Source organism: Streptomyces sp. NPDC006450 (genome assembly GCF_040612195.1).
GTDB lineage: Bacteria > Actinomycetota > Actinomycetes > Streptomycetales > Streptomycetaceae > Streptomyces.
In genome coordinates this window covers 1-24,094 of sequence record NZ_JBEXPT010000029.1, presented here as the reverse complement: position 1 = coordinate 24,094, position 24,094 = coordinate 1, and the positions used below count along the sequence as shown (strand labels likewise).

Genomic DNA, 24,094 nt, shown 5'->3' with positions numbered 1-24,094 from the left:
CCACCGACTTCCGAGGAGCACGAGCCGTCATGAACAGCAGCACCAAGCAGCACACCGTCGTGGACAGCCCCTACGGGCCGCTCACCCTCGTCGCCGCCGACGGGGTCCTCTGCGGCCTCTACATGACCGGGCAGCGCCACCGCCCGGCCGAGGAGGCCTTCGGGGAGCGCGTCGCGGCCGGTGAGGAGCCCTTCCCGGAGGTGGTGCGGCAGCTGACCGCGTACTTCGCCGGTGAGCTCACCGCCTTCGACCTCCCGGTCCGGCTGGAGGGCACCGAGTTCCAGCGCAGCGTGTGGGCGCAGCTCGTACGGATCCCCTACGGGCAGACCTGGTCCTACGGGGAGCTGGCCGCCAAGCTCGGCAAGCCGAACGCCTCGCGCGCGGTGGGGCTGGCCAACGGGAAGAACCCGGTCGGCATCATCGTGCCGTGCCACCGCGTCATCGGGGCGTCAGGCTCCATGACCGGCTACGGGGGCGGCCTCGACCGCAAGGTCCGCCTGCTGGCCTTCGAATCCGGGGCCGAGCAGCTCTAGGCCGTCTCTTTCGGCCTAGGGCTCGGCCGGCGGTGCTCAGCCGGCGGTGCTCAGCCCACGGGCGGTGCGATCGCTTCGAGGTCGGCGACGGTGCCGGACATGACGGCACGGATGTGCCGGGTGAGGTGCTCCACGGGCCAGTCCCACCAGGCGAGCGCGAGCAGGCGGGCGATCTCCTCGCCGGTGTGGCGGGTGCGGATGAGGGTGGCCGGGTTGCCGCCGACGATGCCGTAGTCGGGGACGTCGTCCACGACCACGGCGCCGGCGCCGACGATCGCGCCGTGCCCGATGCGCACCCCCGGCATGACCATGGCGCCGTAGCCGAGCCAGACGTCGTTGCCGACGACGGTGTCGCCCCGGCCGGGCAGGCCGGCGAGCAGGTCGAAGTGGTCGGACCAGGAACCGCCCATGATCGGGAAGGGGTAGGTGGAGGGGCCGTCCATGCGGTGGTTGGCGCCGTTCATGAGGAACCGGACCCCGGTGCCCAGCGCACAGAACTTCCCGATGACCAGCTTCTCGGGCCCGTAGTGGTAGAGCACGTTGCGGGTCTCGAACGCGGTGGGATCGTCCGGGTCGTCGTAGTAGGAGTACTCCCCCACCTCGATCAGCGGTGAGGTCACCAGCGGCTTCAGCAGGACCACGCGCGGCTGGTCGGGGAACGGGTGGAGGACCGTCGGGTCCGCGGGGAGGGAACTCACGGCCTAGATGACCACCAGCGGGACGAGCAGCGCGAAGGCGGCGCCCGCCTCGACCGCGTAGGCGTACAGGGACGGGTGCTGGACGGGGGCCGCGAGCAGGACCACGCTCTGCTGGGCGGCGGCCGCTCCCACCCATTCGGGGTCGGCGCCGAGGCCACCCTGGTACCAGCCCTCGCAGGCGCCGGGGCCGGTGACGGCGAGGACGTCGTCCTCGCGGCGGTAGAAGGCCTGCCAGCCCTCGGCCGGCACGGACCAGGCCTCGAAGTCGGTGAACTGGGCCCAGCCGCCGTCACGGATCGCGGTGTCGAACATCCAGACCGGCACCCCGTCGGGGGTGACCTCGCCGCTCTCCTGCTGGTCGGTGGTGAAGTGGACCATGGGCAGGGCGTCGGGCCCGTCGGCGGTGCTGGGCCAGGCGTACATCGTGATCATCTGCTGAATTCTGTCCTGCTCGGTGTAGGCACGGAATAACGAGCGGAAGGGACTACGAGGCCTGCGGCCGGCGCCCGTTCTCCAGCTCGGCGGCGCCCTCGCCGGTCTCCAGGACCCGGCACGCCTCCAGGACGCGCAGGCCAAGGGATCCGAGCAGATAGTCCGTCAGCTCGGCCGGCTCCACCAGCCGCCACGAGATCAGCTCCTCCTCCTGGAGCGTGATGGAGGCGAGCTGCGCGGCATCGAGCACGCCGCCGTCGTAGAGGTACGCCACGAGCGGGGGCCGGCCCGCGCCGAGCGACCAGTCGACGGCGAGCAGCCGGCCGAGCGGTACGTCGATGCCGATCTCCTCGGCGCTCTCCCGGCGGGCTGCCGTACGCGGGGACTCCCCCGTGTCCGACTCGATGGTGCCGCCCGGCAGGGCCCAGCCCTCCCGGTAGTTGGGCTCGACGAGGAGCACCCGGCCCTCGGCGTCCCGGAAGAGGGCGGCCGCTCCGGCCAGCACCCGGGGCAGGCTCGCGATGTAGGTGGCGTAGTCATCCGTGATGGTCACGCCGCCACCCTACCCAGCCGCCCCGGGCCCGCGGTGATCATGCTTCCGGTGTGGACCCTCCGCCGGCGCCGTCCTCGCGGTCGCGGTTCCTCGACTCCGCGACCCGGCGCAGGCGCGGGTGGCGGGCCGGGCCCTGTTCGGTGAGGGCGTCGCCGACCATGGCCCTGACCGCGTCCCGCATGCCGTGCAGCGGGTGGTGGCGGACGGGGCCCGCGCCCGGGTCCTCGCGCAGCTCCTTCACCAGGGCCCAGCAGAGCACCAGCATCACGACCACGAACGGCAGGGCGACCAGGATCGTGGCCGTCTGGAGGGACTTCAGGCCGCCCGCGACGAGGAGCACGGCGGCCACCGAGGCCATCAGGACGCCCCAGGTGACCACGAGCCAGGTCGGCGGGTTCAGGGAACCCCGGCTGGTGAGGGAGCCCATCACGAGGGAGGCGGAGTCGGCGCTGGTGACGAAGTACGTCATCACCAGGGCCATCGCGATCCACGAGGTGAGCGTGCCGAGCGGGAGCGCGTCGAGCATCGCGAAGAGCGAGGCCTCGGTGCCCTCCTCGGCCTTGGCGGCCATGTCTGCGACGCCGGTGGAGTCGAGGCGGATCGCGGTGCCGCCCATGACGCAGAACCAGACGACGGTGGCACCGCTGGGCACCAGGAGCACGCCGACGAGGAACTCGCGGATGGTGCGGCCGCGCGAGATGCGGGCGATGAAGGTGCCGACGAAGGGCGCCCAGGAGAGCCACCACGCCCAGTAGAAGATCGTCCACACGCCGAGCCACGCGCTGTCGGTGAAGGCGCCGGTGCGGGTGGCCATGGGCAGCAGCTCGTGCAGGTAGCTGCCGACGCTCGCCGGGATCACGTCGAGGATGTAGACGGTCGGGCCGAGGACGAAGACGAAGAGCATCAGGGCGGAGGCGAGCACGATGTTGATCGTGCTGAGCCATTTGACGCCCTTGTGCAGGCCGGAGAAGGCGGAGAGCACGAAGGCCGCGGACAGGGATCCGATGATGATCAGCTCGACCGTGGTCGAGTCCTCGATCCCCGTCGTGATGTTGAGCCCCTTGGCGACCTGGAGGGCGCCGAGGCCGAGGCTGGTGGCGGTGCCGAAGACGGTCGCGAAGACGGCGAGCAGGTCGATGGCCTTGCCGGGCCGGCCGTTGGCCCGCTCCTCGCCCATGAGGGGGACGAAGGCGGAGCTGAGGCGGTTGCCGCGGCCCTTGCGGAAGGTCGCGTAGGCGAGCGCGAGGCCGACGATGCCGTAGATCGCCCAGGGGGTGAGGGTCCAGTGGAAGAAGGAGTAGTCGAGCGAAGCACGGGCCGCGTCGCCGGTGCCGGGGGCCGCGCCGGAGGCCGGGGGCGGGTTCAGGTAGTGGGTGAGCGGCTCGCCCACCCCGTAGAACATGAGCCCGATCCCCATGCCCGCGCTGAACATCATCGCGATCCAGGCGAGGTTCGTGAATTCCGGCTCCGAGTCGTCCTTGCCGAGGCGGATCCGGCCGAAGCGGCTGATAGCGAGCACGACGCACATGACCAGGAACACATCGGCGGCGATCACGAAGAGCCACGCGAAGTTGCTCAGCACCCAGGCCAGCGCGCTGCTCGACGCGGAGTCGAAGGAGCTCTTTCCGAGGGCCGCCCAGGCGACCACGGCGAGGACGGAGATCACTCCGATGGTGACGACGGCGCGGTCGGGAGTGCCTTCAGCGCCGTCGGCGCCCTCGTCGGGCCCTTCGGACGCGCCACCTGGGGAATCCGGACGTGGCTGTTCCAGTGAATCCGTGCTCATGCGGCCACACTATGCAGGCGTATATCCCTATTTAGGGGCATGCCGCGCCGGGTGTGGCCCAGGCCACGCATGGGCATAGGAGGATCCTCCGGATAGGCTCATGGGTGGCGCGACTGCACTGTTCGATAGCAAGGGATTAGCAAGGTGACGGACGGAGCAGTAACTGAGACCGCGCGCGTGCTCATCGCCGCGGACAAATTCAAGGGCTCGCTCACGGCCGTTCAGGTCGCGGAGCGGGTGACGGCCGGCCTTCGCAAGGCCGTACCGGGCGTGGAGATCGAGACCCTCCCCGTCGCGGACGGCGGCGACGGTACGGTCGCGGCCGCCGTGGCGGCCGGTTTCGAACGCCGGGAGGTACGGGTCACCGGACCGCTCGGCGACCAGGTCACGGCCGCTTTCGCCCTGCGCGAGGGCACCGCGGTGGTCGAGATGGCGGAGGCCTCCGGGCTCCAGCTGCTGCCGGCAGGTGTCTTCGCCCCGCTGACGGCGACCACCTACGGCTCCGGCGAACTGCTGAGGGCCGCACTCGACGCGGGAGCGCGCTCGATCGTCTTCGGTGTGGGCGGCAGCGCCACCACCGACGGCGGCGCGGGCATGCTGGCCGCGCTGGGCGCGGTGTTCCTGGATGCGAACGGTGAACCCGTCGGTCCGGGCGGCGGCGCACTGGCCGGGCTGGCCTCGGCCGACCTGTCGGGCATCGACCCCCGCATCAAGGAGATCGACTTCGTCCTGGCGAGCGACGTGGACAACCCTCTGACGGGTCCGAAGGGCGCTCCGGCGGTCTACGGCCCGCAGAAGGGGGCGTCGCCCGAGGACGTGGCGACGCTGGACGCGGCGCTGGCGCACTTCGCGGTGGTCCTGGAGAAGTCGATCGGCTCCCTGGCCGCCGAGGCGGCGGTTTCGCCCGGCGCGGGCGGAGCGGGCGGCATCGGCTACGGGGCACTGCTGCTCGGCGCCTCGTTCCGTCCCGGCATCGAGCTGATGCTCGAGGTGCTCGGCTTCGCGCCGGCGCTGGAGCGGGCCACGCTGGTCATCACCGGTGAGGGTTCGCTGGACGAGCAGACCCTGCACGGCAAGGCTCCGGCCGGTGTCGCGGCGGCGGCTCGTGCGGCGGGCAAGCCGGTCGTCGCGGTCTGCGGCCGCCTGCTGCTGACGCAGGAGGCCCTCCAGGCCGCCGGCATCCGGCGGGCCTACCCGCTCACGGACCTCGAGCCGGACCCGGCGGTGAGCATCCCGAACGCGGGGCCGCTGCTGGAGCGGGTGGCGCAGAACATCGCGGCCGACGTCCTCTGACGGCGTCCGCCCCCACCGGCGGCCCGGATCCCCTGACTGGGGGTCCGGGCCGCCGGCGTTCCGCGGGCCGCCGGCCGGGGCCGACCGGCCCGTGGGGGGAGGTCCCGTACCCGCCCTTCGCGGGCGCCGCGCGCTCGCGCCCTCGACCCGGTCAGAGCTGCGCGGGGGTCGGCAGGGCGGTGCGGGCCGCGGTCACGAGTTCCGCGGTGGTGACGATCCGGGCGAAGCCGCCGCCCTGGAGGTTGACCGCGGTGGCGGTCGCGAGCTGGTCGGCCGTCAGCCGGAGTGCGTCCGGGCCGTCTTCGGCGGCCAGGTCGAAGGTGTGCGTGGCATCGAGCGGCACGAGGACCTCGTAGCCCAGGTTCCCGGCCATCCGGGCCGTGGTCTCGACGCACATGTTCGTCTGGATGCCGGCGACGACGAGCTGTCCGACGCCCTGGGCGGTGAGCCAGCCGGCGAGGTCCGGGGTGCCGTAGAAGGAGGAGTTCACGGACTTGGTGACGTGCAGGGCGGCCCGGCCGGCCCGCTCGGCGACGAAGTCCTTGAAGGCGTACCCGGGCTGGTCCGGCGCGAGGACGGAGCCTGCGGAGCGGGAGGCGTGCTGCACGAGCACGACGGGGCGGCCGGTCTCCTGCCAGGCGTCCATCAGCGCGGCGATGTTCTCCTCGGCGGCCGGGTTGTTGCGCGGACCCCAGAACGCGGGGTCGTCGAAGCCCTGCTGGACATCGATGACCAGCAGGGCACTGTTCGCCGCGATCTCGATGGCGGTCGCGGTTTCGTTCGCAGCCGCGTTCACGGTCTCGTCGGAGGTCTCGTTCGCGGTCTTGTTCGCGGTCTTGTTCGCGCTCTTGTTCGTCATGGCCTCATCCTGGGTGGCCACGCCCCCTCGGACCAGTAGCACCCCGCCCCCGAACCGATGGGATCCTGCCACCGTGGCAGTCCGGGCCCGCCGAGGTCCGGAGCGGGGCTCCGCCCCAGGTCGGAGGCCTCGCGGCGGCATCCGCCGGGGATTCGGCCCTCCCCTTCGGCCGGGTCTGCGTGGCAGACTCACGGCCATGCACCGCGTCGCGATCGTCGCCCAGCCCGGCATCCGCGCTTTCGACCTGGCCGTCATCACCGAGGTCTGGGGGCACGACCGCGGCCATCTCGGGGTACCGGCCTTCGAGCTGCGCCGGTGCGCCCTCGACGCCGGCCCGATCCCGCTCCCCGGCGGGCTGTCCCTGGCTCCCGACCGCGGGCTCGACTGGCTGGCCGGCGCCGACCTCGTCGTGGTCCCCGCGCTGGAGCGGCCCGGCGATCGGACGCCCGAGCCGGTCCTCGCCGCCCTGCGGGACGTCCACGTCCGGGGGATCCCCGTGGCCGCCCTGTGCGCCGGCGCCTTCATCCTCGCCGAGGCCGGGCTGCTCGCGGGCCGCCGGGCCGTGACCCACTGGTCCCTGGCCCCGGCGCTGGCCGGCCGGTACCCCGCCGTGCGCGTCGAGGAAGCCCCGCTCTACGTCGGGGACAACGGGCTGTGGACCTCCGCCGGGGTCGCCTCCGGGATCGACCTCTGCCTGCACCTGGTCCGTGAGGCCCACGGCTCCGAGGCGGCCGCGGCCATCGCCCGTTCGATGGTGACGGGCCCCTTCCGCACCGGCGAGCACGCCCAGTACCTGGACCGCCCGACCCCGGTCGCCGACCGGACCGCCGAGGCGCTGGCCCTCGTACGGGAGCGGGCGCTCGGGCGGCTGCACGAGGCGCTGGACGTGGCCACCCTGGCCCGGTGGGCGGGGATGTCGCCGCGTTCCTTCGCCCGGCACTTCGCCGCCGCCACCGGGACCACCCCGCACAAATGGCTCCTGGGCCACCGTCTGGACGAAGCCCGCAAACTGCTGGAACGCACCGATCATCCGGTCACCGAGGTGGCCCGGCGGGCCGGATTCGCCAGCGAGGTCACCTTCCGCCAGCACTTCACCTCGTACGTCGGCACGAGCCCCCGGGCGTACCGTGCGGCCGCTACCGCCCCAGGACCCCCGGGGCCTCCCCCAAACCACGCCGACAGTGTTAGAAATGGCTCATGACCGGACGTTTTGGCCGAGCCGGGGGCTCCGAAGGGGCGCCCGAGGACAGGCCCCCGCCCGAGGACGGGTCCCCGCCCGGAACCGGGCCCGGACACTCCCGGCTGTTCGCGCGCCTCTCGCTCGGCGCCCGCAGCGTCGCCGGCCAGGTCTTCGCCCTCCAGGCCGTCCTCGTGCTGGTGCTGATCACGGCCGCCGCCACGGCCCTGTTCCTCCAGGCCCGGTACGACAGCCAGCGCGACGCCCGCAACCGCTCCCTCGCCGCCGCCGAGGCCTTCGCGCACGCCCCCGGCCTCCCGGCGGCCCTGGCGTCCACGGACCCCACCGCCGTGCTCCAGCCGCTGGCCGAGGGCGCCCGCCGGGGCTCGGGCGTGGATTTCGTCGCCGTCATGACCACCGACGGGGTCCGGTACACCGACTCCCGCCCCGAGCTGATCGGGCAGCGCGCCACCGGTGACCTCTCCCGCGCCGCGGCCGGACATGCCTTCACCGAGACCTTCGAGGGGAAGCCGAGCGACGTGGTCCGCGCCGTGGTCCCCGTACGGGACGCCGCGGGCGCGGTGGTCGGCCTGGTCGCCACCGGCATCGAGGTCGAGAACGTCGGCGACGGGGTCGAGGGCCAACTGCCCCTGCTCTTCGGCGCGGCCACCGGCGCCCTGCTCCTCGGCACCGGCGGCGCGGCCCTCGTCAGCCGTCGGCTGCGGCGCCAGACCCGGGGCCTCGGCGAGGCCGAGATGACCCGGATGAACGAACACCACGAAGCGGTTCTGCACGCCGTCCGCGAGGGCGTCCTGATCATCGACTCCGAAGGGCGGCTGCTGCTCGCCAACGACGAGGCCCGCCGCCTCCTCGACCTGCCGGCCGACGCCGAGCAGCGGCACGTGGGCGATCTCGGCCTGGATCCGCCCACGGCCGCGCTGCTGGCCTCCGGGCGAGCCGCCACCGACGAGGTCCACCGGTCGGGCGACCGCCTCCTCGCCGTGAACGTACGCCCGACCAAGCCCTTCGGGGGGCGCCCGACGGGCACCGTGACCACCCTGCGCGACTCCACGGAGCTCGCCGCGCTCTCCGGCCGGGCCGCGGTCGCCCGCGACCGCCTCCAGCTGCTCTACGACGCCGGCGTGCGCATCGGGACCACCCTGGACGTGGTGCGCACCGCCGAGGAGCTCTCCGAGGTCGCGGTCCCGCGGTTCGCGGACTTCGTCACCGTCGAGCTGCTGGAGCCGGTGCTGCGCGGTGAGGAGCCCGGCGGCGGGACGCACACCGAGATGCGCCGGGCCGCCATCAGCGGGATCCGCGTCGATTCCCCCCTCCAGCCGGTGGGCGACGTCATCCGCTTCGTGGTGCCGACCGCCCCGATGGCGGCGGCCCTGGACGCCGGGCGGGCGGTCCTCGCGGCCGATCTGAACAACGCCTTCGGCTGGCGGGCCCAGGACCACGACGGCACCCGGGTCGCCCTGGACTACGGGCTGCACTCGCTGATCTCGGTACCGCTCCAGGCCCGCGGAGTGGTCCTCGGCATGGCCAACTTCTGGCGGGCCGACACCCCCGAGTCCTTCGACGAGGAGGACCTGTCCTTCGCCGAGGAGCTGGCGGCCCGGGCCGCGGTCTCCATCGACAACGCCCGCCGCTTCACGCGCGAGCACGCGGTTGCCGTGACCCTCCAGCGCAGTCTGCTGCCGCGGGTGCTGCCCGATCTGAGCGCGGTGGACGTGGCCTTCCGGTACCTGCCCGCGAAGGCGGGGGTGGGCGGGGACTGGTTCGACGTGATCCCGCTCGCCGGGGCCCGGGTGGCGCTCGTCGTCGGCGACGTCGTGGGGCACGGGGTGCACGCCGCGGCCACCATGGGCCGGCTGCGGACCGCCGTGCACAACTTCTCCACGCTCGACATGCCGCCCGACGAGCTGCTGGGCCACCTCGACGAGCTGATCGACCGGATCGACCAGGACGAGTCCTCGGCCGACGAGGGTGCCGGGGAGGGCGAGCCCTCCGGCGTCACCGGCGCCACCTGCCTCTACGCGGTGTACGACCCGGTGTCCGGTCACTGCGCCATGGCCAGCGCCGGCCATCCCGGCCCGGCACTGGTCGGGCCCGACGGCGGGGTCGAGTACCCCGAGCTGCCGATCGGGCTGCCGCTGGGCGTGGGCGGGATGCCCTTCGAGGCCGTGGAGCTGAAGCTGCCCGCGGCGAGCCGGCTCGTGCTGTTCACCGACGGGCTGCTGGAGGACCGCGACCGGGACTTCGACACCGGCCTCGGCATGCTGACCGAGGCCCTGTCCCGGCCGGACCGCAGCCCCGACCAGGCCTGCTCCGACGTACTGGCCTCGCTGCTGTTCCCGGCGCCGAGCGATGACATCGCCCTGCTCATCGCCGACACCCGGCGGCTCCCGGCCGAGCGGATCGCGGAGTGGGAGGTGCTTCCGGACCCCTCGGACGTGTCCCGGGTCCGCCGCGCGGGCTCCGCGCAGCTCTGCGCGTGGGGCATGGGGGACGTCACCTTCACCGCCGAGCTCATCCTCAGCGAGCTGATCACCAACGCCATCCGCTACGGAACCCCGCCGATCCGGGTCCGGCTGCTCCGCGACCGCACCCTGATCTGCGAGATCTCCGACGGCAGCAGCACCTCACCGCACCTGCGCTACGCGGCCACGACCGACGAGGGCGGGCGCGGCCTCTTCCTCGTCGCCCAGTACGCGGAGCGCTGGGGCACCCGCTACACGGACCGCGGCAAGGTGATCTGGGCGGAACTCCCCCTGGCGGGCGCGGAGGAGCCGGCGCCGCCGGCCGTGGTGGACCTGGACGCCCTGGAGGACCTGGCCTGGTAGCGGCGGGGCCCTAGAGGCGGGCGGCCAGGCGGGCCTTCGCCTCGGGCCATTCGGCGGCCAGCAGGGAGAAGTACACGCTGTCGCGCCAGGTGCCGTCCGGGCGCCGGCGGTGACGGCGCAGGACGCCTTCGCGCTGCGCTCCGAGGCGGGCGATCGCGGCCTGGGAGCGGGTGTTGAGGTGGTCCGTCTTCAGCTGGACCCGGCCCATGCCGAGGTCTTCGAAGGCGTGGGTGAGCAGGAGCAGCTTGGACTCGGTGTTGACGGCGCTGCGCCAGTACGCGCGCCCGTACCAGGTCCAGCCGATCTCCAGGCGTTCGTCGGCCGCGCTGAGGTCCATGTACGTGGTCCAGCCGACGGCCCGGCCGCTTTCGAGGTGGATGACGGCGAAGGGGACGTACTCACCGCGCTCCGCGCACTCCAGCAGGGCGTCGAGCTTGGCGCCCAGCTCCTCCTGCGTGCGCGGCGCGGGGCCGCCCTGCCAGCGCCACACCTCCTCGTCGCCGCCACCGGCCGCGTACAGGTCGGGGAGATGGCTCCTGGTCAGCGGCTCCAGGCGAACGTGGCGGCCGGTGAGCGTGATGGGGGAAGGCGACTTGGCAGACATGGGGAAACCGTAACCGGTCATTGCGCTAGAGACAAACAATTATCGCACTAGTGCATTCAAAGGGTCCGGGCCAGCAGCACGGCCACGTCGTCCTGCGGGGCCTCCGGGAGGAGGCGCGCCAGGATCGTGTCGCACAGGGCCTCCAACGGCTCCCCCGCGTCCCCGAGGGCGCCCGCCAGTCCCGCCATCCCCTCGTCCAGATCCCGGTCCCGGGACTCGATGAGGCCGTCCGTGTAGAGCACCAGCATGCTGCCCGGCGCAAGCCGGACCTCCTCCGTGCGGAACTCCCGTCCGCCGGTGCCGAGCGGGGTTCCCGGCGGGCCGTCGAGGAAGGTCACGACCCCCTCGGCCGTGACCACGGCCGGCGGCGGGTGGCCGGCGCGGGCGATGACGCACGCGCCCGTCACCGGGTCGTGGACGGCGTAGACGCACGTGGCCATCTCGTCCTCGCCGAGGTCGGCGACCACCGCGTCCAGCGAGCGGAGCATCTGCTCCGGGCTCACCTGGTGCCGCGCCAGGGTCCGTACGGCGGTGCGCAGTTGGCCCATGACGGCGGCCGCGTGGATGCCGTGGCCCATCACGTCGCCGATCACCAGGCCGGTCCGGCCGTCCGGGAGCTCGATCACGTCGAACCAGTCGCCGCCGACGTCGTGGTCGCTGGCCGGCAGGTAGCGGCCGGTCAGTTCCAGGCCCGCCACCTCGGGGAGCGCGTTGTTGGTGAGGCTGCGCTGCAGGGTCAGGGCCGCCGCGCGCTGGGTGGTGTACATCCGTGCGTTGTCGATGTTCAGGGCCGCCCGGGCGGCCACCTCGTCGATCAGCACGCAGTCCTCGTGGTCGAAGGGCTCGCGTCCGCGCACCCGGGTCACCACCACCACCCCGAGCACCCGGCCGCGGGCCACCAGCGGGACCATCCGGGCGCAGCCGAGGGTGGCGAGGTACGCGCGCAGCGCGCCCGCGCGAGGGTCCTTGATCAGGGCCGGGATGTCGGCCGTGAAGAGGTTCATGGCCTGGCCCTCGGTGATGACCAGCTCGTAGGCGGTGCCCGCCGGGATCCGGAAGGTCTGCCCCGCGACCAGTTTGGCGGTCGGTGCGCCCGGGTCGGGGAAGAGGGAGGCGAGGCGGCGCAGCACGCCACGGGTGGACGCGGCGGCCTCGTCCGGCTCCAGTACGGCTTCCAGGAGCTGCACGTCGGCCGAGTCCGTGAGCTGCGGCACCAGCACCTCCGCGAGCTCCCGGGCGGTCTGCCCCAGGTCCAGGGTGGTGCCGATGCGGGTACCGGCCTCGGCGAGCAGGGCGAACCGGCTGCGGGCCCGCTCCGCCTCCGCCTGGGCGCGCTGTCCGTCGGTGATGTCGATGAGGGAGGCGATCAGGCCGAGCCGGCGCCCGGAGCCGTCCAGCAGGGGGGCGTAGGAGCAGGACCAGGTCCGGTCGTGGTCGGGGTCGGCGGGGGTGCGGCCGGTGCGGCGGACGTCCACGACGGCGGAGCCGCACTCCAGCACCTTGCGCATGAGCCGTTCGAGCGCGGCGGCGTTGACCCCGGGCACGACCTCGGTGAGCCGTTTGCCGACGTGTTCGGCGGCGGACACCCCGTTCATCCGGGCGAGAGCGTCGTTGACGCGCAGGAAGCGCAGGTCCGGGCCGAGCGTGCCGAGGCCGATCGGCGACTGGGTGAACAGGCTCTGGAGCGCGGCGAGCGAATCGCGCATCCGCAGGACCTCGGAGGTCTCCACGGCGATGAGAAGGGAACCGGTGCGCCCCTGCGGATCGGGGGCGGGCAGGATCCACATCTCCATCGCGACCTGGTGACCGTCGCGGTGGCGCACGGGCAGGGTGCCGACGACGGTCTCCCCTGCCTGGACCCGGCGGGTCAGCTGCTCGGCGAGCTCGTGGTTGGCGTCGGGGACGAGCGCCTCGGAGCCCGACCGGCCGAGGATGTCCTCGGGTCGGTGGCCGAGCAGGTCCTGGGCGGCCAGCGACCACTCGACGACGACCCCGTCGGCGTCTTCCCGCCACAGGGCGATCGGCAGCAGCTCGCTCAGGACGCCCGCGTACCCGACAGCAGCCACCGGCTGGTCCGGTACCTCGCTCGTCTCCTGGTACGTGTCCAATGCGCCGACCTCACCCCAGGGGGCCCGATTCCTACCGATTCACACTATCCGAGCCTTCGCTGACCGGCGCTGTGTCGCGCCGGATTCCGGACCCGCCCCCGCGGCCGGGGATGCTACTCCCAGTCGTCCCAGGGCGGGTCGACGTCCTCGTCCTCCGGGCCGAAGAGCGACTCCTCCGCCCGGGGTGCCGGATGCGCCTGGGCGGGCACGACGGCCGCGGCGGCGCGGGTCACGGCGGCCGGGGCGGCCACGGCGGCGCGGGGTACAGCCGCGGCAGGGGCGGCCTCGGTCTCCGCCGCCGGGGCGGCCTGCGCACCCGGCTCCGGCTGCGCTCCGCCCAGGGTCTTCAGGATGCCCTCGGCGTACTTGGCGAGCTTCGCCTCGCCGACCCCGCTGATCGTGCCCAGCTCCGCGACCGATCCGGGCAGCTGCGTCGCGATCTCCCGCAGCGTCGCGTCGTGGAAGACGACGTACGCCGGCACGCCCTGCTCCCGCGCGGTCTCGGCGCGCCACGCCCGCAGGGCCTCGAACACCGGCACGGCGGCCGCCGGCAGGTCGACCGGTACCCGGCCGCCCTTCCCGGAGCGCGATCCGCCGGACTCCTTGCGGGACGCCCCTGCCGCCGGCGCCGTCTCCTTGCGCATCGGGACGCTCCGGCGGCCGCCCAGCACCTCGCCGCTGGCCTCGGTCAGCACCAGCGTGCCGTAGTCGCCCTCCACCGCCAGCAGTCCGAGCGCCAGCAGCTGGCGCACGACCCCGCGCCATTCGTTCGTGCCCAGGTCCGTTCCGATGCCGAACACCGAGAGCCCGTCGTGGTCGAACTGGATGACCTTGGCCGTCTTCTTGCCCTGCAGGATGTCGATGATCTGTCCGGCGCCGAACTTCTGGCGCCGTTCCTTGGCCAGCCGCCACACCGTGGACAGCAGCTTCTGCGCCGCGACCGTCCCGTCCCAGGACTCGGCCGGCGTCAGGCAGGTGTCGCAGTTCCCGCAGTCCGGCGCACCGGTCTGCCCGAAGTACGCCAGCAGCCGCACCCGGCGGCAGCCGACCGTCTCGCACAGGGCGAGCATCGCCTCCAGGTGTCCGGCCAGCGCACGGCGGTGCGCCTCGTCGCCCTCGGAGCCCTCGATCATCTTGCGCTGCTGCACCACGTCCTGGAGCCCGTACGCCAGCCAGGCCGTGGCGGGCTCGCCGTCGCGGCCGGCGCGGCCGGTCTCCTGGTAGTAGCCCTCGACCGACTTGGGCAGGTCCAGGTGGGCCACGAAGCGCACGTCGGGCTTGTCGATGCCCATGCCGAACGCGATCGTGGCGACCACCACGACCCCCTCCTCCCGCAGGAACTTCGACTGGTTCGCGGCGCGCGCCCGGGAGTCCATGCCCGCGTGGTACGGCACGGCGTCGATGCCCTGTTCGACCAGGGCGGCCGCCGTCTTCTCCACCGATGCCCGCGAGAGGCAGTAGACGACGCCCGCGTCCCCGGGGTGCTCGGTGCGGATCAGCTCCAGGAGCTGCTTGAGCGGGTTGTTCTTCGCCACGATCCGGTACTGGATGTTCGGCCGGTCGAAGCCGGCCACGAAGTGGCGGGCTTCCTCCAGGCCGAGGCGCGCCGCGATCTCGGCGTGCGTGGCCTCGGTGGCCGTAGCGGTCAGTGCGATCCGCGGCACCTTGGGCCAGCGCTCGTGCAGCATGGACAGCGCGAGGTAGTCGGGCCGGAAGTCGTGGCCCCACTGGGCGACGCAGTGCGCCTCGTCGATGGCGAAGAGCGAGACCGTGCCCCGGTCGAGGAGCCGCTGCGTCCCTTCGGTGCGCAGCCGCTCGGGCGCCAGGTAGAGCAGGTCGAGCTCGCCGTCGAGGAAGGCCTGCTCGACCGCGCGCCGCTCGTCGGACAACTGCGTCGAATTGAGGAACCCGGCGCGCACCCCGAGCGCGTTCAGGGCGTCCACCTGGTCCTGCATGAGCGCGATCAGCGGGGAGATCACCACTCCGGTGCCCGCTCTGACCAGCGCCGGGATCTGGTAACAGAGCGATTTGCCGCCGCCGGTGGGCATCAGCACCAGCGCGTCGCCGCCGCCGGCCACGTGCTCGATGATCTGCTGCTGCTCGCCGCGGAACGAGTCGTACCCGAAGACGCGGTGGAGCACCTGCTGGGCGTCGGGGATTTCGACGGCTGCTTCCGAAGGGGTCATCCCAGAAGCCTAGCGACCTCCTCGGACACATCCGCCCGGATCCGCCCGGCCCTGTGGACATCCCGGGAGGACCCGACGGCCCCGCACGCGGCGGCGCGGCCGAGCGGCTCGACCGCCCGGCCGGTGACACAGTGGAAGACCTCCCGTATCTCCCGGCCTCCGAGAGGAACACGCGATGTGGCAGCCCGACGGGTGGGACGTGCGCGTCCGCCTCGGAGTCCTCACCCCGCACGCCGATGTCGGCCCCGAGTCCGAGCTGCGCGCCATGGCTCCGGCCGACGTGGGCCTGCACGCCGCCCGGGTGCCGTTCCGCGCGATGGGGCACGGCGGCATGATGGATCCCACCATTCCGCTCGCCCCCGTACGGGCCTTCGCCGAGCCCCCGCACGTGGACGAGGCCGCCGGGCTGCTGGCCGCCGCGCCGGTGTCGGTGATCGCCTACGCCTTCACCAGCTCCGCCTACGTCATCGGCCCGCGCGGGGAGGGGTACATGCTGGACCGGCTGCGCGAGCGCGCCCACGGGCTGCCCGTGGTCGCCACCTGCGCCGCGACCGTCGAGGCGCTGCGGGCGCTGCGGGCCGGCCGGCCCGCGCTCGTGGACCCTCCGTGGTTCGACGAGACGCTGAGCGATCTGGGCCGGGGTTACTACGAGGACTCCGGCTTCGAGGTCCCGTACGCGGCCCCCTGCGGCCTCCCCAGCGGGCAGACCCTCATCGGGCCGCGGGCCCTGCACGACTGGGTGGCGGCGCACGTCCCCGACACGGCGGACGCGGTCGTCATCGGCGGCAACGGCTTCCGCGCCGTCGGGGCGATCGCGGCCATGGAGGCCACCCTGGGCCGCCCGGTCCTGACCGCGAACCAGACCCTCCTGTGGGCGGCCCTCCGCGCGGCGGCCACCCCGACCACCCCCATCACGGGCTACGGCCGGCTCTTCTCGACGGCTTGAGGGCCCCCGCCACGCCTGTGCCGAGCCTCTGCCACGTCTCCGCCCGTCCCGGCCGCCTGCGCGCCGTGTGCCGAGCCGAAATATGATGAGCACGGCCCTTTCGCGCCGCGGAGGCAGAGGCACATGGACGTATCCCGGAGTGGTCCGTGACTCCGCGCCGGCCACACCGGCCCGCCAGCGCGGATCTGCTGAGCATGCTGGGCCGGCTCACCGCCCAGGCGCGGGAGGGAGCGGAGCTGCAGCGGGCCCGGGTGGAACTCGCCGAGGCGCTGCAGCGCGAGCTGCTGCCCGCCTCCCTGCCCGTACTGCCGGGGCTGAGGGCCGCGGCCCGGTACGCACCCGCCCGGCGCGGCCTGGAGATCGGCGGCGACTGGTACGACGGCTTCCGCGTGGCGGGTGGGGCCCTCGCCTTCTCCATCGGCGACGTGCAGGGGCACGATGTGGCGGCCACCGCCTTCATGGGGCAGGTCCGGGTGTGTCTGCGCGCCGTGGCCGCGGTCGTCGTCGATCCCGGCGAGGTGCTGAGCCGGGCCAATGACGTCCTGCTCTCGATGGACAGCGAGCTGTTCGCGACCTGCAGCCTTCTCCGCTTCGATCCGCGTACGTGGGAGATCCAGACGGCCCGGGCCGGCCACGTCCCCACCGTCTGGGCCACCGCCGACGGCCGGTCCGGCATCGCCGAGGACGCCGGCGGTCCGCCGCTGGGCACGGTCACCGGGGCCAGGTACCCGGTGACCCGCGTGAGGCTGACGGAGGCGGGCTCCCTCGTCCTGGTCACCGACGGGGTGGTCGAAGGGCCGTCGTTCCCGATCGAGGAGGGGCTGCAGCGGGTGGCCCGGATCGTCGGGGAGGCGGCGGGGACCGATCCCGACGAGCTGGCCGCCGAGGTGATGAAGGTGACCGATTTCACCGGCCACGCCGACGACGCCGCGGTGCTCGTCCTCAGCCACGACGCGGCCCGACCGCGCTGACCCTCCCCGGCGACCGGGCACCCGTCCGCGCGTGTCACGCCCCGCCGGGACGCCCCGGCCGTTGTCTGATGCAGGGGTGCGCACCGTGGAATGGCGACGTCCTGCCGAGGCCCTCCTTCGGATCCTCGGCGTCGCCGTCGCCTACTACGCGACCGGCCGGCTCGGCCTGCGGCTGCACGTGAGCGTCGAGGGGGCGATCGTCACACCCCTGTGGCTGCCCACCGGCATCGCCCTCGCGAGTCTGCTGTGGTTCGGGCCCCGGATCTGGCCGGGCCTCGCGCTCGGGACCTACCTCGCCATCGAGCGGATCAGCGAGTTCGACCCCGTCGACCTCGCCATCGTCGCGGGCAACACCCTGGGTCCGCTGTGCGGCTACGCGCTGCTGCGCCGGGTGGGCTTCCGCCCCGAACTGGACCGGCTGCGGGACGGGCTGGCGCTGGTGTTCCTCGGCGGCCTGCTGCCGATGCTGATCAGCGCCACCAGCGGGACCTGGACGCTGGTGTTCACCGGCGACCTGCCGATCGAGAACTTCTGGCCGGTGTGGTCGGCCTGGTGGGCCGGCGACACCATGGGCGTCCTGCTGGTGACCCCGCTGCTGCTGGTCCTGCGCCGGGCCCGGCTGCCGCGGGACCCGTACCGGGCGGCCGAGGCTGCGGCGCTGGCGCTCACCGTGGGCGGCGTCACCTTCGCGGCCACCCGCAGCTCCCTGTCCCTGCTCTTCCTCGTCTTCCCCCTGCTCATCTGGGCCGCGGTGCGCTTCCGGCTCCCCGGCAGCGCACCGTGCGCCCTGCTCGTGTCCGTCCTCGCGATCACGGCGGCGACCGACCGCGCCGGGCCCTTCGCCGGCCACACCCTCCTGGAAATCATGGTCAACCTCCAGGCGCTCAACGGAGCCGCCGCCCTGACCGCGCTGCTGCTGGCCGCCCTCGTCACCGAGCAGGACAACATCCGCCTGAAGATCGAGGAGGTCTGCGAGGACCTGGCCGAGGTGGTGGCCCGCCTGGCGCCACCGAAGGACTGACCGGCGGCGCCCGCCCTCAGGCCGGCAGGACCGCCCGGGGCGCGTCCGCCGGGTCGAGGACCGCAGCGATGCCCCGGGCGAGGCAGGGGATCCGGTGCGCCGGGATGCCCGCGATGTTGATCCGCCCCGAGGTGGTCCCGTAGATGGCGTGCCGGCGGCGGAGGCGGAGCATCTGGTGCGGCGTGAGCGGCAGCATGGAGAACATCCCCTTCTGCCGTGCCAGCGACCGGGCCTGCTCCCCGCACCCCAGCGTGGTCAGGTGAGCGGTCAGATCGGCCCGGTTGGCCATGATCCGGCCCCGCATGACGTCCAGTTCCGCCCGCCAGGCGGCCCGTAGGCCCTCGTCCTCCAGGATCGTGGTCACGACGGCCGCGCCGTGCTCGGGCGGCATCGAGTACAGCGTCCGGGCCGCGTTCTGCAGAGCCGTCTCGGCGTGCCGCACGTCCCGGCCGGAGGCGCCGAGGACGATGGCGCAGCCGACGCGGTCGCTGTAGAGGCCGAAGTTCTTGGAGCAGCTGACGGCGATCAGCATTTCCGGCACCCGCGCCGCCAGCAGCCGCGTGGCCAGCAGGTCGGCTTCCAGGCCGTCGCCGAGCCCGTGGTAGGCGAGGTCGACGAAGGGCACCCAGCCGCCGCGGACGGCCGACTCGGCCAGCGCCGCCCAGTCGGCCGGCAGGGGGTCCACGCCCGTGGGGTTGTGGCAGCAGCCCTGGAGCAGGACGACGTCGTCCCGCCGGGCGTCGCGCAGTTCCCGCAGCACGCCTTCCGTGTCGAAGCCGCCCCCCGCGTCGCGCCAGCCGTACGGACGGACCTTCAGCCCGGCGGCCTCCAGGATGGGCCGGTGGTTGACGTAGGCCGGATCGCTGACCCACACCGTGGTGCCCGGGCGGGTACGCCAGATCAGATCGGACAGGAGCCGCAGCGCGCCGGAGCCCGCGACGGTCTGCACGGCCGCGGCCCGGTCGGCCGGTCCGCCCGGGCCGGGGCCCAGGACCAGGTCCAGCAGGGAGCGGTTGAAGGCGGCGTTGCCGGAGAGCCCGCGGTACTCCTTGGACTCCGAGCGCTGGGCCAGGCGTATCTCGGCCTCGCGGACGGCGGCCATGACGGGCGTGGTTCCCGTCTCGTCGCGGTAGACGCCGAGGACGAGGTTCATGCGTTCGGGCCGGTCGTCGGCACCGAACTCGTAGGTCAGGTCCCACAGCGGGTCGGTGGGCGGCGGCGGGAGGAGCTCAAGCATCTGCGGGAACCTCGGGTCGGGGGCGGCGGTTGGCGAGGACGACGCCGGCGGTGATGAGGGGGACGCCGACCAGCACGGCGAGGGTCGGCGATTCACCGAGCAGCGGGACGGCGAGCAGGACGACGGCGACGGGGCTGAGGCTGCCGACGACGGAGCTGCGTTCGGCGCCCAGCCGGCGGATGGCGAAGGCGTACAGCAGGCCCGCGCACAGCCCGACCCCGAGCCCCTGCACCACCAGGAAGAGCACGATGTCGCTGCCGGCCGCGTGCACGATGCCCGTCGGCAGGACCCCGGTGAGGACCAGGGCTGCGATCACCGCGAAGGAGGGCAGGCACAGCAGTCCGATCGACCCGACGGGATCGAGGTCCACCTCGCGCAGTCCCACCGTGTACAGGGCCCACAGACCGCTGGCCACCAGGAGCGTGCCGGCGCCCGCGAGGACGTCCGTGTCCACCGGAACGACGTAGCGCCAGACGAGGGCGACCACACCGGACGCGATCAGCGCGAGCCCGACCGCCTGTGTTCCCCGGGGGGCGCCGTGCCCGCGGCCGACCATGATCGCGGAGACGAACAGCGGGACCATCCCGGGGACGATCGAGCCGACGAAGGCCGCGGAGGTCAGGGCGCCCCCGTGCATCGCCGCCAGGAAGAACGGCACCCCCGCACCGCAGACGATCTTGAGTGCGACGCCCGGACGCACGGCGGCGATGCGGCGACGGCGCCGCCACAAGGCGGGGAGCAGGACGAGGAGGGGGACGCCGAACCGCAGCAGGGCGGCATCGGCGGGCAGGAGGGAGGAGGCGCTCAGGGCGCGGGCGCTGAGTGCGAAGGCCGCCCAGATCGCCACGGTCAGCAGGAGGGCCAGCATGCCCTCGGCCTGCGGGGAGAGCCCGAACCGGCCGGGGTGTCCGGCCTTCGGGCCCGCCGCGTCGGGAGGCGCGGTCGCCGGGGTGGTGTTCGTCGCGACCAAGGAAATGGCTCCAGCCTCTGAGAGCGGGCCGGTCCGGCCCGTTCATGGGCAACGCTAGGGCTTCGGGCGGGGCAGTCGATTGCCAGTTCTGCCTCCCGGACATACGTTTGGGGCAGAATCTGCCAAGGAGTGGCCATGGACGCAGTCGATCTGCAGATCATCAGGGAATTGCAGGCCGACGGGCGCCTGTCCAACCAGGATCTGGCCGACCGTGTCCGGCTCTCCCCGTCGCCCTGTCTGCGCCGGGTCCGGCGCCTGGAGGAAGCGGGCCTCATCCGCGGCTACACCGCCATGGTCGACCAGGTCGCCTTCGGACTCCCGGTCACCGTGTTCGTCCGGATCCGCCTCGAACGCCACACGGCGGAAGCGGTGAGGCTGTTCGAAGAGCACGTCGCGGTCATCGAGCACATCCAGGACTGCTACCTGATGGCGGGAAGCAGTGACTACCTGCTCCGCGTCGTCATCGAGGACCTCGAAGCCTACGAAGCCCTGGTCCGCCACCGGATCCACGCCATTCCCGGTATCGCCTCGATCGAGTCGAGCTTCGCGTACGGCAGCGTCAAGCAGTCCCGGACGTACCCGCGGCCCACCCCGGGCGCATCGAGGCGACCGCGGTCCTCCTGAGCCGTTCGGGGCGGTCACGGCGGTCGTGCGCTCACGCGCTCACGGGCCCGGCCGACCCGGCCGGTCATCCGGTCATCCGTTCCTCCGGTCATCCCCCATCCGTCCATCCGTTCCTCCGCCGATCGGAGCGGAGGCTGCGGCGAGGTGGCGGGCGACCTGCGCGGGGTGGGTGAGCTGGGGGTAGTGCCCGGCCCCGTCGATCTCGGTCACCGGGTGGTCGACGGCCTCGACCAGCGGATCGGCCGAACCCACGACGATCCGGACCGGGACGCTCACCCGGTCCAGCAGCGCCCGCGACCGCCGGCGGCCGGCGACGTCCGTCCGCACGGCCGTGACCACGCGGCGCGCCACGCCGTGACGGCGCAGGTCCGCCGCGGCGCTCTCCACCTCGGCGCCCTCGGGGACACCGAGCGTCCGGGCCAGCCGGGCGGCGGACATGCGGCGCAGCACGGGCGCGGCCAGGTACGAGCGGGCGAGCCGGGCGGCGGGTTCCTGCAGGAACGCCGGGGAGATGAGCACGAGACCGCTGATGCGGTCCGGATGGTCGACGGCGAATTGCAGCGCCGGTCCGCAGGCCAGGGAGTGCGCGACCAGGGCGGGGCGGGTCCGCACCGGTCCCAGCAGGTCGGCCAGCCACGCGTCCACCGGCCGGGTCGTGGCGGCCGATCGGCCGAGGCCCGGCAGGTCGGGGGCGAGGACCGGGCCGGGGAGGTGGGCGGCGAGGGGTGCCCAGAGGTCGGCGTTCATCGGCAGTCCGTGCAGCAGGACGTGGTCGGGGCGCTGCCGCTCTCCGCTCACCCAGGTACGGCTGCCCGCCACGTCGGAGAACCCGTACGGCCTCAGCCAGGGCGTCGCGGCACCGAACCGGGCGGCCACCAGGTCGTCGGCCCACTCGCGCAGGGCGTCGGCGGCCGGAGGCATCTCCAGGCCTGCGCTCGCCGCGAAGGCGCGGGCGGACGCCGTCGGGTAGCGGTCGGTGGACAGGAACGCCAGCGTCTCGGGATCGGCGCCGGTCAGCCTGCGCGGCAGGCGGCGCAGCAGACCGGCGGGAACGGTCCGCCGAGGCGCCCGTACGCCGGTGTGGCCGGCGACCGTACCGATCAGCTCGGGCAGGAGCGGGGTGCTGTCGTCGAGCACCCAGTAGTGCTCACCGGCGGGCCCCTCGGGGACCTCCGCGAGGAACCGTACGAAGTAGTCGATCGTGGCGATGGGCAGGAAGGTGTCGGGGCCGCCGGGCAGGGCGGGAAGCCGGCCGTTCCACAGGTCCTCGACGAGGGCGGCCAGGCCGATGTACTGGCCCGGCCCGATCACCGTGCTGGGGTTCGCGATGGTCAGCGGTACTCCCAACTCGCGAGCCCGGGCGCGCACCGCGAGATCCCCCTCGACCTTCGACGCCTCGTACGCGCCCGGCCCTGCGTGGTCGGGGCGGCCCCCGGGCGCGCTCACGCGGTACCCGCTGATGTGTACCAGCCGCCGCAACCGGGGGAGCGTGGCGGCCCATTCGAGCACGTTGAGCGCCCCGGTGACGTTGGTCGCCCGCGCCTCCTGCACGCCGAGCCCGAAGGCGAAGCGGCCGGCGGCGTTGTAGACGTCGCGCACCTCGGGCAGCGCCGGGAGCGGTCGCGTGATGTCGGCGGCGACGACGTCCAGCCCGCCGGTGTCGACGCCCTGGGCAGTCAGCCAGGGGGTGAGGGTGTCGTTGCGTACGGCTGCCGCCACCCGCTGCCCCCGGGTGAGCAGTTCGGCGACGAGCGAGCGGCCGATGAAGCCGGTCGCGCCGAAGACGATCGCGTCCATGAGAACTCCTAGAATAGATCGGTCTACATATTTTGAGGCCAAAAAATGAAGCCCGCCGGTGGCGGCGGGCCGTGTCAGCGCAGCAGGGCGCCGATCTGACGGGAGACGCTGTCCAGCGGCCTCCTGCTGCGGTGCGCGCGGGCCAGCAGGAGCGCCCCCTCCACCAGGGCCAGGATCGTGACGGAGAGGTCGTCCGCGTCCGGACGGCCCGCCAGCTGTGCGCGCAGGGCCTCCTGCCACGAGGCGTAGACCTCCGAGCACGCCTCGTGCAAGGGGTCGCTGGTGGCGGCCATCTCCAGTGCCACGGTGGCCACCGGGCATCCCTTGCGCCAGCCCGACTCCTCAAGCCGGTCACCCAGGTGCCGCAGCACCCCGTCGACGAACTCCGCCACGGACGGGCTGGAGTCGGCCAGGCCCCCGAGGGCGTCACCGATCATCCCCCCGGCCCGGCGGACGGACTCGCCGACCAGCTGATCCTTGCCGCCGGGGAAGTGGAAGTACAGCGAGCCCCGGGGCGCACCACTGGCCGCGATCACTTGATTGAGCCCGGCACCGAAGTACCCTCCGACCTCGATCAACTCCTGCGTCGCGTCCAGCAGCCGGTCCCGCGTCTCGGCGCCCTTCTGTCCCATGGGGCCAGACTAGACCGATCTACATATTCTTTCAATCGCCCCTCTCGGGCCGACCGGGCCCGTCAGGCGTCCACCGCCGCCGCGAAGGCCGCGTAGGCACGCTCGTCGAACAGCACGAACCGCACCTCCTCGACCTCGGTCCGCACGGACCGTACGGTCTCCACCGCGATCCGCGCCCCGTCGTTCATGGGCCACCCGTAGATGCCGGTGGAGATCGCCGGGAAGGCGACGCTCCGGGCTCCCATCTCATCGGCGACCCGCAGCGACTCCCGGTAGCAGGAGGCCAGCAGCTCCGAACGGTCCTCGTCCCGCGACCAGACCGGGCCGACCGTGTGGATCACGTGCCCGGCCGGAAGCCGGCCGGCCGTGGTGGCGACGGCCCGGCCCGTCGGCAGGCCCTTGCCGTAGTGCGAACGGCGCAGGTCCTCGCAGGCGGCAAGGATCTCCGGGCCGCCGCGCCGGTGGATGGCTCCGTCGACTCCCCCACCGCCGAGCAGCGAGGAGTTCGCGGCGTTGACCACGGCGTCGGCCTCCTCGGCCGTGATGTCGCCCAGCACGAGCGTGATACGAGGCATGAGAATCCCTTCCGGTGCAGAGGGCGAGGCTATCGGGGGACCCCCGGGGCCGCCTGCGCATGCGAGGGGCCGCGGAGCCCGCCGCGCCGCTCCAGGCTGCGGCCCCGACGCCACGGCGACCGCCGCCCGCAGGGTTCCACGACACGGCGTCCCCGCGGCCGGCAGCGTGCTGTTGTGCGCGACCCCCGCCTTCTGGGCCGGGTCCCGCCGTACGGCCGTCCCGGCGCGGAGCGTCGCGCCGGGACG

21 protein-coding genes are annotated in these 24,094 nt (G+C 73.4%); 8 read left to right on the top strand and 13 right to left on the bottom strand.

Annotation, left to right across the window (positions count from 1 at the left end):
• Positions 1-29: 29 nt before the first annotated feature.
• Positions 30-533: a methylated-DNA--[protein]-cysteine S-methyltransferase gene (locus ABZY57_RS12460; protein WP_356510979.1), complete on the top strand. Its 504-nt coding sequence runs from the start codon at positions 30-32 to the stop codon at positions 531-533.
• Positions 534-583: 50 nt separating this feature from the next.
• On the opposite strand, the gene ABZY57_RS12455 is transcribed toward ABZY57_RS12460, so the two are convergent.
• From ABZY57_RS12455 to ABZY57_RS12440, 4 genes are read right to left on the bottom strand one after another with little or no spacing between them, the layout of a single operon-like run.
• Entirely contained in the window at positions 584-1,231 is a 648-nt protein-coding gene (locus tag ABZY57_RS12455) for a CatB-related O-acetyltransferase (RefSeq protein WP_356510977.1), read from the bottom strand.
• Positions 1,232-1,234: 3 nt separating this feature from the next.
• The gene (locus ABZY57_RS12450) at positions 1,235-1,663 is read right to left on the bottom strand and encodes a hypothetical protein (RefSeq protein WP_356510975.1); all 429 of its coding nucleotides are present in this window, start codon (positions 1,661-1,663) and stop codon (positions 1,235-1,237) included.
• A gap of 52 nt (positions 1,664-1,715) precedes the next feature.
• Positions 1,716-2,216 carry an NUDIX hydrolase gene (locus ABZY57_RS12445; RefSeq protein ID WP_356510973.1) on the bottom strand — a complete coding sequence of 167 codons (501 nt, stop codon included), beginning with the start codon at positions 2,214-2,216 and terminating at the stop codon, positions 1,716-1,718.
• Between the two features lie 37 nt (positions 2,217-2,253).
• On the bottom strand, positions 2,254-4,002 hold the full coding sequence (locus ABZY57_RS12440; protein WP_356510971.1) for a BCCT family transporter: 1,749 nt from the start codon (positions 4,000-4,002) through the stop codon (positions 2,254-2,256).
• A gap of 144 nt (positions 4,003-4,146) precedes the next feature.
• On the opposite strand from ABZY57_RS12440, the gene ABZY57_RS12435 reads away from it, so the two are divergent.
• Complete coding sequence (locus ABZY57_RS12435; RefSeq protein ID WP_356510969.1) at positions 4,147-5,295, top strand: glycerate kinase; 1,149 nt, start codon at positions 4,147-4,149, stop codon at positions 5,293-5,295.
• Positions 5,296-5,446: 151 nt separating this feature from the next.
• Here ABZY57_RS12435 and ABZY57_RS12430 read toward each other — a convergent pair whose 3' ends face one another.
• A complete protein-coding gene (locus tag ABZY57_RS12430) occupies positions 5,447-6,058 on the bottom strand; it encodes a cysteine hydrolase family protein (RefSeq protein WP_356511027.1) in 612 nt (203 codons plus the stop codon).
• 292 nt (positions 6,059-6,350) lie between these two features.
• On the opposite strand from ABZY57_RS12430, the gene ABZY57_RS12425 reads away from it, so the two are divergent.
• The gene (locus ABZY57_RS12425; RefSeq protein ID WP_356510967.1) at positions 6,351-7,355 is read left to right on the top strand and encodes a helix-turn-helix domain-containing protein; all 1,005 of its coding nucleotides are present in this window, start codon (positions 6,351-6,353) and stop codon (positions 7,353-7,355) included.
• On the top strand, positions 7,352-10,177 hold the full coding sequence (locus ABZY57_RS12420; protein ID WP_356510965.1) for a SpoIIE family protein phosphatase: 2,826 nt from the start codon (positions 7,352-7,354) through the stop codon (positions 10,175-10,177). Before ABZY57_RS12425 ends, ABZY57_RS12420 begins: the two co-directional genes overlap by 4 nt.
• Before the next feature lie 10 nt (positions 10,178-10,187).
• Here ABZY57_RS12420 and ABZY57_RS12415 read toward each other — a convergent pair whose 3' ends face one another.
• The 3 genes from ABZY57_RS12415 to recQ form a co-directional block, all read right to left on the bottom strand.
• Complete coding sequence (locus ABZY57_RS12415) at positions 10,188-10,781, bottom strand: GNAT family protein (RefSeq protein WP_356510963.1); 594 nt, start codon at positions 10,779-10,781, stop codon at positions 10,188-10,190.
• A gap of 56 nt (positions 10,782-10,837) precedes the next feature.
• Positions 10,838-12,889: a SpoIIE family protein phosphatase gene (locus tag ABZY57_RS12410; protein WP_356510961.1), complete on the bottom strand. Its 2,052-nt coding sequence runs from the start codon at positions 12,887-12,889 to the stop codon at positions 10,838-10,840.
• 113 nt (positions 12,890-13,002) lie between these two features.
• Entirely contained in the window at positions 13,003-15,075 is a 2,073-nt protein-coding gene (recQ, locus tag ABZY57_RS12405) for a DNA helicase RecQ (protein ID WP_356510959.1), read from the bottom strand.
• Positions 15,076-15,250: 175 nt separating this feature from the next.
• On the opposite strand from recQ, the gene ABZY57_RS12400 reads away from it, so the two are divergent.
• From ABZY57_RS12400 to ABZY57_RS12390, 3 genes are all read left to right on the top strand, one after another.
• Complete coding sequence (locus ABZY57_RS12400) at positions 15,251-16,021, top strand: maleate cis-trans isomerase (protein WP_356510957.1); 771 nt, start codon at positions 15,251-15,253, stop codon at positions 16,019-16,021.
• 146 nt (positions 16,022-16,167) lie between these two features.
• Complete coding sequence (locus ABZY57_RS12395; protein ID WP_356510955.1) at positions 16,168-16,992, top strand: PP2C family protein-serine/threonine phosphatase; 825 nt, start codon at positions 16,168-16,170, stop codon at positions 16,990-16,992.
• Positions 16,993-17,077: 85 nt separating this feature from the next.
• The gene (locus ABZY57_RS12390) at positions 17,078-18,013 is read left to right on the top strand and encodes an MASE1 domain-containing protein (RefSeq protein ID WP_356510953.1); all 936 of its coding nucleotides are present in this window, start codon (positions 17,078-17,080) and stop codon (positions 18,011-18,013) included.
• A gap of 16 nt (positions 18,014-18,029) precedes the next feature.
• Here ABZY57_RS12390 and ABZY57_RS12385 read toward each other — a convergent pair whose 3' ends face one another.
• Both ABZY57_RS12385 and ABZY57_RS12380 read right to left on the bottom strand, forming a co-directional pair.
• Positions 18,030-19,250: an aromatic amino acid transaminase gene (locus tag ABZY57_RS12385; RefSeq protein ID WP_356510951.1), complete on the bottom strand. Its 1,221-nt coding sequence runs from the start codon at positions 19,248-19,250 to the stop codon at positions 18,030-18,032.
• Complete coding sequence (locus tag ABZY57_RS12380; RefSeq protein ID WP_356510949.1) at positions 19,243-20,220, bottom strand: DMT family transporter; 978 nt, start codon at positions 20,218-20,220, stop codon at positions 19,243-19,245. The genes ABZY57_RS12385 and ABZY57_RS12380 overlap by 8 nt, the downstream gene beginning before the upstream one ends.
• Positions 20,221-20,355: 135 nt before the next feature.
• Between ABZY57_RS12380 and ABZY57_RS12375 the strand changes: the two genes are divergently transcribed.
• The gene (locus ABZY57_RS12375) at positions 20,356-20,844 is read left to right on the top strand and encodes an Lrp/AsnC family transcriptional regulator (RefSeq protein ID WP_356510947.1); all 489 of its coding nucleotides are present in this window, start codon (positions 20,356-20,358) and stop codon (positions 20,842-20,844) included.
• A gap of 72 nt (positions 20,845-20,916) precedes the next feature.
• Here ABZY57_RS12375 and ABZY57_RS12370 read toward each other — a convergent pair whose 3' ends face one another.
• The 3 genes from ABZY57_RS12370 to ABZY57_RS12360 all read right to left on the bottom strand — a co-directional run bounded on the left by ABZY57_RS12370 (position 20,917) and on the right by ABZY57_RS12360 (position 23,848).
• The gene (locus tag ABZY57_RS12370; protein ID WP_356510945.1) at positions 20,917-22,641 is read right to left on the bottom strand and encodes an alpha/beta fold hydrolase; all 1,725 of its coding nucleotides are present in this window, start codon (positions 22,639-22,641) and stop codon (positions 20,917-20,919) included.
• A 74-nt stretch (positions 22,642-22,715) separates the two neighbouring features.
• On the bottom strand, positions 22,716-23,273 hold the full coding sequence (locus ABZY57_RS12365; protein WP_356510943.1) for a TetR/AcrR family transcriptional regulator: 558 nt from the start codon (positions 23,271-23,273) through the stop codon (positions 22,716-22,718).
• 62 nt (positions 23,274-23,335) lie between these two features.
• The gene (locus ABZY57_RS12360; RefSeq protein WP_356510941.1) at positions 23,336-23,848 is read right to left on the bottom strand and encodes an O-acetyl-ADP-ribose deacetylase; all 513 of its coding nucleotides are present in this window, start codon (positions 23,846-23,848) and stop codon (positions 23,336-23,338) included.
• Positions 23,849-24,094: the final 246 nt, after the last annotated feature.

Excerpts from the sequence above, each read along its gene's own strand:
- ABZY57_RS12360 (WP_356510941.1), bottom strand. The coding sequence starts at position 23,848 with ATGCCTCGTATCACGCTCGTGCTGGGCGACATCACGGCCGAGGAGGCC.
- ABZY57_RS12375 (WP_356510947.1), top strand. The coding sequence starts at position 20,356 with ATGGACGCAGTCGATCTGCAGATCATCAGGGAATTGCAGGCCGACGGG.
- ABZY57_RS12415 (WP_356510963.1), bottom strand. The coding sequence starts at position 10,781 with ATGTCTGCCAAGTCGCCTTCCCCCATCACGCTCACCGGCCGCCACGTT.
- recQ (WP_356510959.1), bottom strand. The coding sequence starts at position 15,075 with ATGACCCCTTCGGAAGCAGCCGTCGAAATCCCCGACGCCCAGCAGGTG.
- ABZY57_RS12450 (WP_356510975.1), bottom strand. The coding sequence starts at position 1,663 with ATGATCACGATGTACGCCTGGCCCAGCACCGCCGACGGGCCCGACGCC.
- ABZY57_RS12370 (WP_356510945.1), bottom strand. The coding sequence starts at position 22,641 with ATGGACGCGATCGTCTTCGGCGCGACCGGCTTCATCGGCCGCTCGCTC.
- ABZY57_RS12440 (WP_356510971.1), bottom strand. The coding sequence starts at position 4,002 with ATGAGCACGGATTCACTGGAACAGCCACGTCCGGATTCCCCAGGTGGC.
- ABZY57_RS12400 (WP_356510957.1), top strand. The coding sequence starts at position 15,251 with ATGTGGCAGCCCGACGGGTGGGACGTGCGCGTCCGCCTCGGAGTCCTC.
- ABZY57_RS12365 (WP_356510943.1), bottom strand. The coding sequence starts at position 23,273 with ATGGGACAGAAGGGCGCCGAGACGCGGGACCGGCTGCTGGACGCGACG.
- ABZY57_RS12425 (WP_356510967.1), top strand. The coding sequence starts at position 6,351 with ATGCACCGCGTCGCGATCGTCGCCCAGCCCGGCATCCGCGCTTTCGAC.
- ABZY57_RS12420 (WP_356510965.1), top strand. The coding sequence starts at position 7,352 with ATGACCGGACGTTTTGGCCGAGCCGGGGGCTCCGAAGGGGCGCCCGAG.
- ABZY57_RS12385 (WP_356510951.1), bottom strand. The coding sequence starts at position 19,250 with ATGCTTGAGCTCCTCCCGCCGCCGCCCACCGACCCGCTGTGGGACCTG.
- ABZY57_RS12460 (WP_356510979.1), top strand. The coding sequence starts at position 30 with ATGAACAGCAGCACCAAGCAGCACACCGTCGTGGACAGCCCCTACGGG.